The 14,174-nt window shown below is 40.0% G+C and carries 11 protein-coding genes; all 11 read right to left on the reverse strand.

The genetic code is table 11. The features are described from left to right. Positions 1 to 22: 22 nt before the first annotated feature. The 11 genes from PseudUWO310_RS08230 to PseudUWO310_RS08280 all read right to left on the reverse strand — a co-directional run bounded on the left by PseudUWO310_RS08230 (position 23) and on the right by PseudUWO310_RS08280 (position 13,781). A complete protein-coding gene (locus tag PseudUWO310_RS08230; protein WP_190315949.1) occupies positions 23 to 1,582 on the reverse strand; it encodes a hypothetical protein in 1,560 nt (519 codons plus the stop codon). A gap of 45 nt (positions 1,583 to 1,627) precedes the next feature. Continuing rightward, on the reverse strand, positions 1,628 to 2,347 hold the full coding sequence (locus tag PseudUWO310_RS08235) for a hypothetical protein (RefSeq protein ID WP_142600204.1): 720 nt from the start codon (positions 2,345 to 2,347) through the stop codon (positions 1,628 to 1,630). Beyond that, positions 2,335 to 3,750: a hypothetical protein gene (locus PseudUWO310_RS08240; RefSeq protein WP_142600205.1), complete on the reverse strand. Its 1,416-nt coding sequence runs from the start codon at positions 3,748 to 3,750 to the stop codon at positions 2,335 to 2,337. The genes PseudUWO310_RS08235 and PseudUWO310_RS08240 overlap by 13 nt, the downstream gene beginning before the upstream one ends. A 51-nt stretch (positions 3,751 to 3,801) precedes the next feature. Continuing rightward, positions 3,802 to 6,465 carry a methyltransferase gene (locus tag PseudUWO310_RS08245; RefSeq protein ID WP_142600206.1) on the reverse strand — a complete coding sequence of 888 codons (2,664 nt, stop codon included), beginning with the start codon at positions 6,463 to 6,465 and terminating at the stop codon, positions 3,802 to 3,804. Between the two features lie 6 nt (positions 6,466 to 6,471). Continuing rightward, positions 6,472 to 7,650, reverse strand: a complete 1,179-nt coding sequence (locus PseudUWO310_RS08250; RefSeq protein WP_142600207.1) for an ABC transporter substrate-binding protein — start codon at positions 7,648 to 7,650, stop codon at positions 6,472 to 6,474. A gap of 48 nt (positions 7,651 to 7,698) precedes the next feature. Further along, positions 7,699 to 9,249 (reverse strand): ATP-binding cassette domain-containing protein, encoded by a 1,551-nt coding sequence (locus PseudUWO310_RS08255; RefSeq protein ID WP_142600208.1) that lies wholly within the window; start codon positions 9,247 to 9,249, stop codon positions 7,699 to 7,701. Between the two features lie 142 nt (positions 9,250 to 9,391). Then, positions 9,392 to 10,291 carry a branched-chain amino acid ABC transporter permease gene (locus PseudUWO310_RS08260; protein WP_142600209.1) on the reverse strand — a complete coding sequence of 300 codons (900 nt, stop codon included), beginning with the start codon at positions 10,289 to 10,291 and terminating at the stop codon, positions 9,392 to 9,394. Then, on the reverse strand, positions 10,288 to 11,157 hold the full coding sequence (locus PseudUWO310_RS08265; protein WP_142600210.1) for a branched-chain amino acid ABC transporter permease: 870 nt from the start codon (positions 11,155 to 11,157) through the stop codon (positions 10,288 to 10,290). The genes PseudUWO310_RS08260 and PseudUWO310_RS08265 overlap by 4 nt, the downstream gene beginning before the upstream one ends. A 128-nt stretch (positions 11,158 to 11,285) precedes the next feature. Beyond that, on the reverse strand, positions 11,286 to 11,630 hold the full coding sequence (locus tag PseudUWO310_RS08270) for a tyrosine-type recombinase/integrase (RefSeq protein WP_142600211.1): 345 nt from the start codon (positions 11,628 to 11,630) through the stop codon (positions 11,286 to 11,288). A gap of 3 nt (positions 11,631 to 11,633) precedes the next feature. Further along, a complete protein-coding gene (locus PseudUWO310_RS08275; RefSeq protein ID WP_142600212.1) occupies positions 11,634 to 12,227 on the reverse strand; it encodes a tyrosine-type recombinase/integrase in 594 nt (197 codons plus the stop codon). Between the two features lie 12 nt (positions 12,228 to 12,239). Beyond that, positions 12,240 to 13,781 (reverse strand): ATP-binding protein, encoded by a 1,542-nt coding sequence (locus PseudUWO310_RS08280; RefSeq protein ID WP_142600213.1) that lies wholly within the window; start codon positions 13,779 to 13,781, stop codon positions 12,240 to 12,242. Positions 13,782 to 14,174: the final 393 nt, after the last annotated feature.

The following is a 14,174-nucleotide window of genomic DNA, read 5'->3' on the forward strand; positions in this document are numbered from 1 at the left end:
AATATGCCGAATTTAATCGCAATTAAGACTTGTTTTTTAGATCTATCAGTTCTGGTAAAGTTATTTCATGGATATCGATTGCCCTTTCAAATAGTTCCCAGACTGAATATCCTGCTTGTAAAGCTTTCAGAGCACTGGTATCAGTAACATACAGATTATTGTTATCTGCACATTTTAACTCATTATCATGTACAAGATCTTGTGATGCTCGAATCATCAACTGCATCTCTTTAGACTTAAGTAACCCCTTACTTTTTAGGCGGTGAGTAATTTCTGGTTCCAGATCTCCATTAATTAGCAAATGTTGCAGTGAAAAAACTGAAGTCATTAGCTTACGATGATCGCCAAACCCTTTTGGTAAATTAGGGATAATTTCAAATCGATCTCCAGACTTCTTCAAGCCAATGCTATTTGCTACATAACAAATTGGTGAAATAGATGAAGACTTAATTACTCGAATAAGCTCACGAATGGCACAACTCACAGTAAAGCTACTTTTTTCTAGTAGTTGGAATAATAAATTTGGATCGCTGGGAATTGGAACATCCCATTTATGACCACATCCTTGACGAAGCAAAACTGTTCCCAACTCATTTCGGAATTCTCTTTTCGATTGAGAACACTTTAAATGAATTATATCAAGTGTCTTATTAAACTCTGGATTAATCACTCGCTTAGAACTTTCACCACAATTAGGGCAAGAAAAGGAAAAAGTCCAAGGTGTTTTACTTTCTAGTAATTTCGATAATATTTTCATGCTTTTTGGATTATGCAGCGCCGATATGACCTGCAACACATCACTATTTGCCCCTAAAAACATCAACTCTTCTTTAGGTACAAACTGAAAATATAAGCGAGATTTAGAAATTTCAATACCTAACTCTGCTAGTAAAATCTGACCAGTCAAATAAAACTGAATAGCTTTTGCCTCTGGCAAAGACTTAGACGACTGAATAGCTTGCTCAGCAATACTTTGATCTTGGCTAATCCAGTAAATATCTTTTAAACTAGTATCAATTTCAGAACTAAGCAGATCGACTTGAGATATATCTGCACATCGCTTTTTCATGGATTCTTCATTCAGTCCCCACAATTGATGTTTCACGTATCGATAAGGCTCAATATCTGTATCTAAGTCACAAATAATACTAATTACTGGTGCTTCAATGCCATTTTTAAGATCCACCTCACTCAGTTGTAAAAGCTTTTGGACGATTTCTGCACTAGAAAAATCATATTGACGTTCTGCATATGGACAAAATCGATCAAGAAATGCTGTGCCAACCCCCGCAAGAAATAATCCTCGAAAAATAGAGGATATTTCATATAAGGGGGAAAATGAGTTAGAGACTTCTCCACCAATCAATACGGCGTAGTTATTAATCTTTTCATTTACATCACAAACGGTCAAAGCGACCGAATCACCTTCTTCCACAACCTTGTAAAGATGCTGAAAGTTAATTTCTCCGTCATGTTGAAGTAGTCTGTCAATAAAAGCAGCAACTCCATCGATGTTCTGGCTAACTAGTGACTGAAAAAATCCCATCATACCTAACCTACAAAAATATTTAGTGTTTGACACACTGTTAGGCAAAAATTTTGAGGGCATTGAAACCAAATAAATTATCTACACTTTTAAACATTGTAAACAAATCTGTCGTAGTTTTTGTTCATTGGCTACTATAGAACGATCAGACTGCTGTATTACCTCAATTAGTTCCCCAATTGGATTATTCGGTATTTTTGTATAGTGAGTAAAGTAACGTTGCAAGTCTTCTATAGTATTAAAGGGGCAAAGCCACCAGTCTCTTGTGTTCACGAGATCGCGATGTTTAGGGTTAACTATCGGATTATCATAGACCTCTAGGTATCCTTGGCAGAGCAGTTGTAAGGCTATTAGGGCAGGATCGAACCAGCGAATTAAACTCGGTAAGCTGTTCTCTGATCGACTTGGATCACAAGCCCAGTCCCATAGTTCCCTTATTTTCTCATTTGTTAGTACAGTTGCCACATTATCAACATCTAATTTTGATAGTATGTGATAAGCAAAATTTGAGTTGGATTCCCTCCCAAGTCCTCCAAATCCTACAGAAATTTCTGTAGAAATGGTAGGCTTATAGCCTTTATCATCATCTCGATAGTGCCACAGAGCTAGCTTTGCTGGTTCGACTGGTAAGGGTGAGGGTTTAAAAAATTCGCTATCAGATTGGTAATAGAAGCACTCGTAGGTTTTCATATCACGAGATAAACATCTGTAGATTTTTATTTTTGGTAGAGATTTTTGACATTTTTTAGTAATTTCAGTACTACGTGCCTGATTACTGTCAATAATTATTAGATATGACATACTTTAAGCCTCAATATAGTTTTCGTGCCATCAGTACTAGGATAAATCTTTATGCCATTATCTTTAGGGAAAATTTCATTTGTAGACATAAGGTCTAATCTTCTGTCTTGTCCATTAGCCAACCAATTAAACGTATTAAAAATGATTGAAAATTCACCAGTTGTCATGGAGTTAGTCTCAGGAATATCAGAAACTTCAAAAAGATCGGGGAATCTTTCAACAAGGATATTAAAAGGGATACTTTTTATGTAAGCGTTATTTAGTAGTTGAAGAATAGTTTCGCCAGTAGTCTTATCACTTCTCCCAAAGATATTAAGCCCGTCAAGTGTAATTGTCATACCTTTATCACAAAGTTTAATTGAGCTAATCATCAATTCTTTTGTTTTCTTGTGAATAACAATTTCCTGAAATAGTCTTTCTAGCAACATCATGCTTAATTTAGCAATTTTCTGTGATTGAAGAGGTAGAACTGGGTTTAGCAAATAGCCAAAGCCATTATGGGAAGTTGCAAATTCACTGACATATATAATTTCAGGTTTTACTTTACTGGCAAACTGAATGTCTTTTCGATTAATTACACCTAGCAAAATAAAAAAAGAACCAAATAAGGCTAAACAGTTACTACCATTACCGTGAACACATGCATCAATTCCTGATAAATGCTTTAAACATTCCTCAATCAATGTGCCTTTATCTGGCAAACTATCAAGAAAGCTCCTATCTGTTACATCTAAACCTATAAGGTCTGACAGATCATTAAATCCATTTTCTTTCTTAGAAATTCCATGCCAATTAACAGTTTCGGTTTTTGTCAAAAATTCTTTGAGGGTTATGGATTTACGGAGAGGGGGAGGAGGCAAAATAACTTTTCGTAAGTTATCATAATTGAAAGGATTGTTGTTCTTATCAAATCGATGAGTAAGCTTTTCTGGATCATCTAACAAATCCACCAAGGAAGTCTCAAAAGTATGATCTCTTCCTTTAATAACAATTAAGGAAATTTTAAGCTTATAAACTTCAGCAATATAAACCATCCAAAAAGCTAGTTTATATTTTTTATGTAAATCATATCCGCAAAATTTTTGGTATTTTTCAATAAATTTTTCATTGCAAATTTCTTTGATTTTCTGATGCTCTTGTAAGAATTGGCAAATTTCATCTACTTCCTCATAAAGCAAAAAATGTGAAGATCCTCCTGATTCACCCAGATGAAGATTGATACAAATATAAGGGTGCTTGTCCAAAAGGAATTGTACCCAATCTGTAACTTGGCACTTTATATTTCCTAATTCATATGAATATGGGTAATATTCTAAACCTAGTTCTGTTGCAATTCTAATAACAGTATTTAAATTTTGATTATCAGAATCATCAAGCAAAAGAATGCTACGCACCTGTGACATAAGAATTTACCATTGAGCCTTTCTTTCCTATCCTTTTAATTACTTATTCTCTCAAATATCAAGTTCTAGTGAAATAGGTATCTGAGTCAGCCAGAGTGAACTGCATTTCAATTCCTCTGTGTTATTGAAATGGGGGTTCCAAATACTGGCTTCTCTCTCTAGTAAATCAGAAGGAGTAATCTGACCAAAAATAAAACTACTCGAAGCATCATTGCCCAGAAGACTGCATAACTTTCTGAGTATTGAATGACTACGATTTCTTATATCTTCTGAGGATGTGGGAATATAGTTGTTAATCAGCCGTACTCGATTGTTTTCAATTAAGATAGTAACCTTCTGATCTAACCTTCTAACACTAAATTTATCAAGAGCATTGTTAATAGTAGTAAGAATTAACTTGATAGATACTGTAAAATTTTTACTGCCAGTAATACAAACATTTCTAAATGTATCTTCAGGATTGTAAATAACTGTTATTCTGCTTTTTATTTGCTCTTGCTCATCGAGGATCTTTGCAAAAATCGTATTATTCTGAAAATTCCATTTATCACTATTCTTTTCAACTGACCTTCCAACTGTGAAAAGTGTAGAGGCAAAGATTAAATATTCAATCAGTTTATCTAAAGGTTTAGAGATAAAAGATTTTAGGCGATCAGTTGGAATTGCCACAGAACTTTCTAGCTCATAGGAAGTAGATTGAAGATAAACAATATCTTGAATAGTATCAATAATTTCAGGTGTAGCTTCATAACGAAATTCAGAACGAAGTAAAGGCAAGAATCCTTGAATTAGATAGGTAATATCTTCACGAGATTTGTGAAATTCCTTGTCACTTGCACGATGATAAGCATAAGAAGTAATCAATGGCATTAAGTCCTTTTGAAGATCCAAAGACAAATCTCGCAACATCAGCCATAGTTCTTCCTTAGATATATCTGGTAAAAGTTCACCAAACATAATCAATGCACCTACAGCAATATATTTTTCTTGCTCAATGTCAAACCTTTTAATATCAGGATCTCGAATATAGATAGGAATAGTTATCGCAAAAGTTTCATTTTCAAATTTGCCTAGTTCATGTAAAAAATAATGTGCCTGATTTGTCACATCAGGAACAACATTATTCTGCCTTTCAGGATCAAATCTTTTTGGAATATAGCTTCTTGGATCATAACAAAAGTAAATACTATCTGATGACTCTACGTCAGATTTGGCAATTTCAGGCTTCAACGAAGGGAAATAAGTTGGGAGAGGAAATTTCGGTATTTCATCACTAAAACTGATTAAATAACTATCCTTATTCATGGGAGTATTATTATCTCTAGTAACATCATTACGCGGTGGTAACCACTGATTAGTGTTGTTAGCACGGAAAAAATTGGGTGCAAAAAAAATACTGCTTTCTTCGTTGTATATTTGTTGTACAAGGGAGTAGTAGTCATTAAAGAAGGACTGTACTTTCTCTATTGAAGAATTCCCAAATTGGGATAGCAATAAAGAAAAGGTGAACAATTCTCTTGGATTATCTCTATCGGCTGGACAGAATAGCGCTAACTCACAAAATAAAAAATCTTTAAAATACTCACACAAATACTTAGAACTATGCACTCCATAATAGGAATTGAGCTTGTAGTTTATATACTGTGAAAAAGGAGAAATGACAGTTTTTGACAATACTTCCTTGAAAGCCTCTTCATTTCTATCTCCTCCAAAGGCATCTTCAGCCTCAGCGAAATTAACTTTGGCTAGGGGATTTTCGAGATTACTGACTGGGTTGGCTAATGTGGTGCTATGTAAAAATATTCTATACTCCCAACTCGGATTGTACTGCTTAAACTTGGGATCAACTTCTGCAAGAACTTCCCCCAATCCTCCAGTTTTGCTAGCTTCAAAATAAATAAATGCTAGATTTTGGTAACTATCAGAAACTTTATTTATCCAATTAGATAGCTTTTCTTTTTCTTCAGAGCAAATGAGTTTGGCATAATTAGCATACTGCTTCTCCAAAAATTTCTTAGTCTCATAAATGCCGTCATTAATGTGAATGTATCGAACACTTGATTCAGAACCAAGAACTTGAGTTAAATTTTCTACTGCAATAACACTGCCATCACGCACAGGAGATAATATGCAACCAATGATCAATCCATCAGAACGAATGTGAACCTGTGCAGACTTAATCCATCTATCAAACCAGTGCAAGCAAAATTCATCTGTACTACCCCAATGAACAACCTGCCCATGAAGCCTAGGATATGTGGGATTAAATGGTGGATTCATCAGAATGACATCTTGAGACTCTGGGGTTAATGAGCTCACAGTATAAAGTTGTCTTTCTAAGAATTGGATGGATTTACATTGATTATCTCTAGCGTTATTTCGTGCAATCTCCAATGCTATTTCTAACTTATCCAGCAAATATATTGATGAAATTTCTCCATCAGTAGAATTTAGCAATCGATCAGCATAAATACCGAGTACTCCCGACCCTGTGCCAACATCTAAGACTGACAGACCTTTTCCCCTAGCGTCTCGCAATGCCATGACAGATTCGGTCATTTGCCGACAGACAAAAATTTGCTCCTCTGGGATAACGGGACAGATACCATCTAAATCTAGATATTTCAAGCTACCACACTTGATCAGCAGACCATCAAAGAATGCATATCCTGCTGTTAAATCAATAACTGGTTTAATATAGTTCTGCCCTATCATTTGCTGTTACTCCTTCTCTGGAACTAGTTTACCCTTCCGAAATACCCCAATCTCAATAGGAGTCTTTAGATCTTTATCTTGATCAAATGATAATGGTCCTGTGACACCTTCTGTATTAGTTGATTTTATAGCCTCAACCCACTGTGCTGGTGACGCAGGTTGCTTTACTCGCTTCGCCACATCATTCAACACAATCGTCATATCATAGGCATAAGCATCTGGGTGAGAGGGCTGGCGACCAAACTTAGTTACAAACCGCTTGCTCCAATCTAGATATTTTTGAGTAGGGCGTAGCATATAGGTAGGCGCAACCACTCGAATACCCTCCACCTCATCTGCCCCCAAAGTGTCCCCTGCATTGATCATGTCATAAGTGCCGATAGTATTGCCATCTTTAATCACACCCAGAGGGCGTAATGCTCGCACCGCACTTACCAACGTAAACGGAAATCCATTCAGAATCAAAGCATCAGGCTGAAACTCTTTGACTTTCAGGGCCAAATCCTTAAAGTCTTTTAAACTAACTTCATAGGGCTCTACCAATACATCTTGTACGCCCAAAGCTTTTAATTCAGGCACAACAATCTTATTGATCTCCTCAGCTCCATAGGATACATTCGCATACAAAATCACTACCTTTTTGGGTTTACGAGCCTTGATAAATTCAAAATAAATAGGTGGTTCAATCTTGTAGTTAATCCAAGTCCTGAAATTCGTCTTTGAGTCCCTAGTTATAAAAGCATCAAACGCCCACACAATATGAGGTGTTCCCTTGGCTTCAACAAGCGAGTTAATCGCCAACGTTTGCGGCGTAAAACCCGATACATATACATTCGGCTGATCTAAAAATTGTTTTTGGAAGACCGTTACTGCTTTCTTAGGATCTCCCGCATTATCTTGCCAGTCAAATTTTAACGTTGCTGCCAACTGGTTCGATGCCTTCAGGTCATCTCGTGCCATCAATGCACTATCTTGAAGTCCCTTACCATAAGCGCCTAGTTCTCCCGTCAAAGGTAAATTTACACCCACAGTTACCGTTTGAACTGTTGCACTTGTGGGCGTAGTCGTCTCTGGAGTGTTTGGCGTTGATTGGAATAAACTACAGGAAGATATTCCCACAGTCATAAATGCCGATGCTACACCTAAGCTCAACCCAATTCCTAATCGTTTTGATAATAAATGCATTATGTTCTCCTATACATATTTTAAGACAAATTTTAGTTTGTGGAATAGTTACAGACCCATCGGTATCGCAACTAAACATCCTATCTCACTAAGCTGTTCAATTAATTGAGATTGTACATATTCCAGTGACATCGGGTCTAAAGCTAAAAAAGGTTCATCTAACATTCCTACTACAAAGGGGTTTCCCTTCATAGCACAGGTCATTGCCACCCTCTGTCGCTCCCCACCGCTCAACTCCGATACTCGACGCACAAAAAAAGTTCTTAATTCTTTTGGTACTTCACGTATCTTCGCTAACCGTAAGCTTTCAGAAACTCGTAAACCTGTAAATACATTTTTCTGCGACTGTAAAAATGTTATGCCCAACTGCACTCGCTCCCAACTCTTTAGTTTTAGTACTGATCTCCCGTTCAGAAAGATTTTCCCAGACTCAACTGGCAATAACCCTAATATCGCTTCTATTAAAGTCGTCTTACCCCAACCATTAGGGGCTTGCAACAACGACAACTCACCCTTTCGCAACACAAACGACAAACCCTTCACCTTACCATCATCACCCTGCACACCCACAACCAAACGCTTACCACGATACACCACCAAATCCTCAACCTCAAGTACCACCTCACCCACCACTCCCGCAGGCGCAACCGTCGTTAACAAAGCCCCACCCACAAGCCAGCGATCCTCAATTTTTCCATCAGTACCAGCCAACTCCTGCAACCAACCATGAATACCATCAGATACCGATCGCTCAAGTTGCAACTTAGCCCATTCAGGCGTATCAACCCGCAGCTTACCACCCTCCAATGTCCAAACCGTCGTCGCCAGTTCCAGTACACGGGGAATATTAAACACATGCTCCACAATTACCAGCGTCAGCCCCGACTCGCGTACCAATTGCGCCAGAGCATCCATTACTTCCGCAATTCCCGCCGCATCTAGCCCCGCCAAAGGCTCATCCAAAAACAAAATCTCCGAACCTGCCTGAAGCGTCCGCGCGATCGCCACACGCTTTGACTGTCCTAGAGACACATACTCCGCCAACGAATTTTCACGCCCCACCAACCCCAAAGACTCCAACCGCGCCACCGCAGTCTTATCGTTTCGGCGTGATTGCTTACCGACCGCCAAAGGTTGAGCCAGCGATCTCAAAGGATTTTCACCAATCTGGTTAGTAGCAGCCACCGCCACATTATCCAGCAAACTTTGCTTCAGAAACAGCCGTACATCCTGCCACATCCTCCCAATCCCCAGAGAAGCAAGGCGCTCAGGCGTAAAATAGCCAAACAAATTTAAACGCTGCCGCAATGACAGAGGAAATCGAAACTGTGCCTTGCCGCGATCGGTTGACACATCGATCTTTCCTGCATCAGGTTCCTGATTACCCGTCAGAATATTTAACAACGTGGACTTGCCCGAACCATTATCACCCCGCAAAAGGGCGACCTGACCGCGACACAATGACAAGGAAACTTCATCCAAAACTACCTGACCGCCAAACGATTTACGCAGATGCTCGGCACGCAACACCACATCGCCGTCTGTAGTACCAGACAAACCCACAACAACTCCTGTTTGTAAATGAATCGACATTATCATAATTAACTGGAGATTTTACGCGAAGCAACCTAAATACAATTTATAGAGTTTCAGAAAAACACATCAGCAGTAACAAACACTCAAAATCTCTGTAAACCTTACCACACAGGCATTATTACTATTTTGTCTCTGAAACCCAGTTTCAATCAATGCGGTAATCCCCAGCAATCCCCTGTGGACGAAACTGCATCATCAGCACCAGTAGCAACCCATACACACCCAGCCGAATATTTGCCGCCACCGCATCGGGAATCGCCGCAAAGCGCAATGCTTCAGGAATCGCCAACAAAATAAACGCACCCACTAAAGGTCCGCGAAAATTTCCCACTCCGCCGACCAAAACCATACAAGTCATCAGAATCGACTCATCCAACGAAGCCGTACTCGGATCGATATAGTTTACATAAGCTGCATATAAAGACCCAGCTACAGCCGCCATTCCACAAGCGATCGCCACAGCTTGCATCTTTGCTAAGCGTGTATTCTTACCTAATCCCCTTGCTGCCAGTTCATCATCTCGCACCACCTTAAGCAATCTCCCCCAAGGAGAAATCAGCAACAACCACACGATCAAGGCACAAAGCAAAGCCGTGACAAAAGCCAATCCTGCCATACTGCCAATCGAATCCAACTGCCAGCCAAATAAATTAGGTCTGGGAATTCCTGAAATCCCAAACGGCCCATTTGTCAGATTTTGCCACGTACCAACCTCAGCCTCAGGACTAGACCAGTTATACAAAAGACTAAATAGCAAGGTCTGCACAGCCAGCGACACCAACACAAAAAAGTCCCCCTTAAACCGCAAGGCAGGAAGAGAAATCGCCAAACTCATCACCGCCGCCAATAAAACTCCCAATCCCACAGCAGGGAAAAATCCCCAACCCAATTTTACCGTTGCCAAAGCATAGGCATAGCTACCCAAAGCAAAGTAACCCGCATGAGCCAAGGTCAATAAACCGCAGTAACCCATCACTAAATTCAGACTCAAAGCCACGATCGCATTGATATTGAAGTAGATAAAAAGATGTAAGAAATAGTTCATGACTCCGCCTCCAATCGTCCTTTTTGTCCCAAAATACCTTGAGGACGCACAAACAGAAAAATTGCTAATAGCAAAAATGTCACCGCTTCTTGCCAACGTGCCGATAAGAACCAGACTACCTGCGATCGCAACACACCTAACAAAACTCCGCCCAAAGCTGCACCCAAAAATGATTGTCTCCCACCAATAATTGTCGCTACCACAGCCAACAGCAAAGCTGACAAACCACCTTGTGGATCGAAACCAATATCATAGGCAACTAATAAACCGCTAAGCGATCCGAGCAATCCCGATATGCCAAAAGCAATCAGCCTAAGCGATCGCGCATTATAACCCTTCAGCATAAACTCTTTAGGATTATCAGCCAGCGCCCGAAACTGTAAACCCAATTGGCTAAACTTTAACCAAACATAAAAGACACTCAGCACCAAAACCGATGAAATTGCAGCGATTACCTGCGCCTGTGTAATGATCGCGCCCACTATCGTATATGTTGCATCCAATCCCATGCGTAACACCTTAGTTTCATTACCCCAAATTATCGCGATCGCCTGCACAATCATGATGTACAAACCCAAAGAAGAAACTAAATGCGCTCCCGAAGAAGCCATCTTGCGATCGAGGGGCGCATGATTAAGCCACTCACAGATCAAAGACAGCAAAATTCCTATACCTATAGAAAACATTGCACTCCAGTACCAAGCCCATCCCCACTGCAAACTCATCCATGACAGAAAAGGCGCGATCGCATAAATCCCTGCTAACGCAATATAAAAAATGTGTGTTGGCAAGTAAACCACTGTAAATGCCAGAGCCATGACAGCGATCGTCAAACCAGTAACTAGACCATTTATAAGAATCTGCACGCTTTCAATTCACTATTCACGATCAAAACTTTCTTTATATTGTGAAGCTTTTATGCAATAAAACATGACTAAATCTACCAGTCAATCAATATTTTGCCAATTTTTAGTTTAATTGTCTCAAACTCACATTAGTCTAATTTTTCGACCGCCTTCAGAAAAGCCAGTTTCGCGGCAATTTTGTTCTTACGATTTGTATAACGCCTAAAACTCCTGACATCACGATATCGCGTCAACTCCATCGCCAAAGAAGGATCTAACTCATACTTCACAATCAAATTCGTAGCAAACGTATGTCTACCGCGATGCAAATGCAAATCAATCCCCGTCTTCTCAGCCAAATTATCCATCACATGACGAATCCCCCAATAGGTCAACCGCTTACCCTGACTACGATTAGAACAAGAAACAAATAAAGGACTATCAGGTGATAACTCCCCTTCCTGCTCCCGCCGCCAATCCAAATAAGCATCCAAATCCTAAATACCCAACTTAGTCAAAGGCACTTCCCCATTACTATCCCACTTTGCCTCCTTAATCACCAACTCCCCTTTCACATAATCCTCAACATTGAGCCGACAAACCTCCTCCGCAAGCAACCCATACAACAAAACCGAAAACAACGCCCGATCGCGCAACATCACATTACTTGATGAGATAGCCTCATAAATCCGCAAGACCTCCTCATCCTCCAAATCCTTAGCCACAGGATCGGGCAATCGCTCTTGCTGAATGCCAATCGTCGAATCGGCTGTCACATATTCTGAGAGCAACATCCATCGATAAAATGATTTAAGAGTCCGCAGTACCCGATTCACCGAACTCAGCGCCAACTCACGTTCCTTTAGCAAAAAAGTTTTAAATTGTGTGACTTTGCGCCGACTCACATCCACACAAGCCAAATCGCACCAATCCATAAATATCCGCAAGTCAGCTTGATAAGCCTTACGACTTTTGGGTTGCAAAGATCTTGATGCTAAAAACTCATCAACCCTTGCTTGTCGTAAGTCTGTAGTGGCGATCGCTTTAGGCGGTTCACCGTAAATAACTAAAATTGTCTCTGATATTGACATAGCAAGCAGTCTTTAGCCTCGAATTACAATTATTTCCCGACCTGCGGGACTAATGACATTCTCCGTCGTAGTCCGATCGCTTAGCGGCGGCAAACCCTTACGGCGATCGAAAATCACTAACCATCCTGTATTCAAACTCAAACCCGACAAATATTTATCTAACTGCTTCAATCCTTCCTTGATTGGATCTGGTCTTTTATCAGCCCAAACTTTCAACTCCATTCCCAAAGTTACCTTACCATATTTCAAACAAATATCCATCCTTCCCGAACCAATGGCATATTCCCTTTCCAACGTGCCACCACCATTCACAACACGGTGCAAAAATGCCATCAATACAATATGAGGCGCAATCTCTGGATAGGGCGTACTTCTAAATAATGGTTCTCCATGCTGTCGCCAGAATAATAAGAACGCTTCCAACAAGCGATCGGGCAAAAATTCACCTTGCTCGCTAAGCCAGACTGGTTGAAGATACCCAATAGAGGCAGTCGTTACATAGGCAAGCACTCTAGGAAGTACTTCCTGATAAATAGGATTAGCGATCGCCAAACCATTTTCGTTAGTACAAAGCCCTAAATCTAAAACGTAGCGAATATCATCCTGTGGCACATCTGGCAGTTCCTGCCCCGCAAGAATAGGTTGAATCACTGCTCTCACTCTATCTTCTCTTAGTCTTTCCGCAAGGCTATCCAGATGCGTATCCTGTCTCTTAATCAGTATTTCCTTCGCTTGATTCACCAAGTCAGCAGTAATGGGAATAGATGGATCTTTCGTAATATATTCGACAATTTCCTTAGCGATCGCATTGACCAACCAAGGCTGTCCCTGCGTCAAATGAAAAGCCAAATCAACCGCTTCAGGAGTAAATACTTGTCCCGTTGCATCCGTATGCTGCTGGTAGAGCTTTCTCACATCCTCAAGGGTAAAGTTACTCAAGGTAAAGGAGCGCACTTTGATATTAAAAGGGCTGGAAGTATTCAGGCGATCGCTTCCCCCTGATGCATATTTATAATCCCGCACATCGCGCATACCTACCAAGGCAACTGACTGTGGAAATCCCTGTGGACGACGTGGGAATCCATCCCTTAACTGTCGTAATACCGTCATCAAAGTTTGATTTTGTAGAGAATCAATTTCATCTATGAATATTACCAATGGTCTTGATGAAGCCTCCGACCACACCTTTAAAAAATTACCAATACGCTGTAGCTGATTTAGCTCTTGGGTGGGTGGTTTCAGTTCGTCTGGCAGCCAGAAATCAGTCGCATCTCGCCATGCTGCTAAAATTACTTGTTCTGCTTTTTCAGGCTCATCGGGGAAGGTTGACCCCACTTCTGCGGATACCATTACCGATGTATATTCACCACTAGCTGTGAGTTCCTGCGCTAGGGTCAACATTGCTGTAGTTTTACCCGTCTGACGTGGCGCATGGATAACAAAGTAGTTACGCTGGTCAATCAGCTTCTTTATCTCAGGCAACCGCTCTGTGGCTGGCAACATGTAATGAATATCAGCTTGACAAGGACCAGCAGTATTAAACCATTTTTGCATAACGACAGCTAACTAACGGGCAGATACCCCTTCAATATATAACAACGCGCCAAGCAAAATCCTGAAACCTTGAATTTACGTTGGCAGTAATGAGTATTTATACTTATTCATATAAATTTAATGGCAAATAAGTGGCAATTATTTGCTCTAAGATTACTCTATGACAACTACTTAATTTGTCATAGAGTAATCTTAACTGTTCCGCTCATATGGGTAAGTAGGTGAAGTTAGTTAAAAAGGACAACTGAGTTCCTTATATTTAGTAAATGGATTTTTTAAGTAAAATCAAACTTCACCTAATTCCCTACATGAGCGAACTGTTTTTTGACTAAGCGATCGCACAAAGCATCGTCAAGTTTGAGATTTTGTATAGCTAACACTTAGAGATCCGTA

Source organism: Pseudanabaena sp. UWO310, from assembly GCF_006861605.1.
Lineage (GTDB): Bacteria > Cyanobacteriota > Cyanobacteriia > Pseudanabaenales > Pseudanabaenaceae > Pseudanabaena.

Coding starts and splice junctions, on each gene's coding strand:
- PseudUWO310_RS08235 (WP_142600204.1), bottom strand. CDS start 2,347: ATGTCATATCTAATAATTATTGACAGTAATCAGGCACGTAGTACTGAA.
- PseudUWO310_RS08240 (WP_142600205.1), bottom strand. CDS start 3,750: ATGTCACAGGTGCGTAGCATTCTTTTGCTTGATGATTCTGATAATCAA.
- PseudUWO310_RS08245 (WP_142600206.1), bottom strand. CDS start 6,465: ATGATAGGGCAGAACTATATTAAACCAGTTATTGATTTAACAGCAGGA.
- PseudUWO310_RS08250 (WP_142600207.1), bottom strand. CDS start 7,650: ATGCATTTATTATCAAAACGATTAGGAATTGGGTTGAGCTTAGGTGTA.
- PseudUWO310_RS08255 (WP_142600208.1), bottom strand. CDS start 9,249: ATGATAATGTCGATTCATTTACAAACAGGAGTTGTTGTGGGTTTGTCT.
- PseudUWO310_RS08260 (WP_142600209.1), bottom strand. CDS start 10,291: ATGAACTATTTCTTACATCTTTTTATCTACTTCAATATCAATGCGATC.
- PseudUWO310_RS08275 (WP_142600212.1), bottom strand. CDS start 12,227: ATGTCAATATCAGAGACAATTTTAGTTATTTACGGTGAACCGCCTAAA.
- PseudUWO310_RS08280 (WP_142600213.1), bottom strand. CDS start 13,781: ATGCAAAAATGGTTTAATACTGCTGGTCCTTGTCAAGCTGATATTCAT.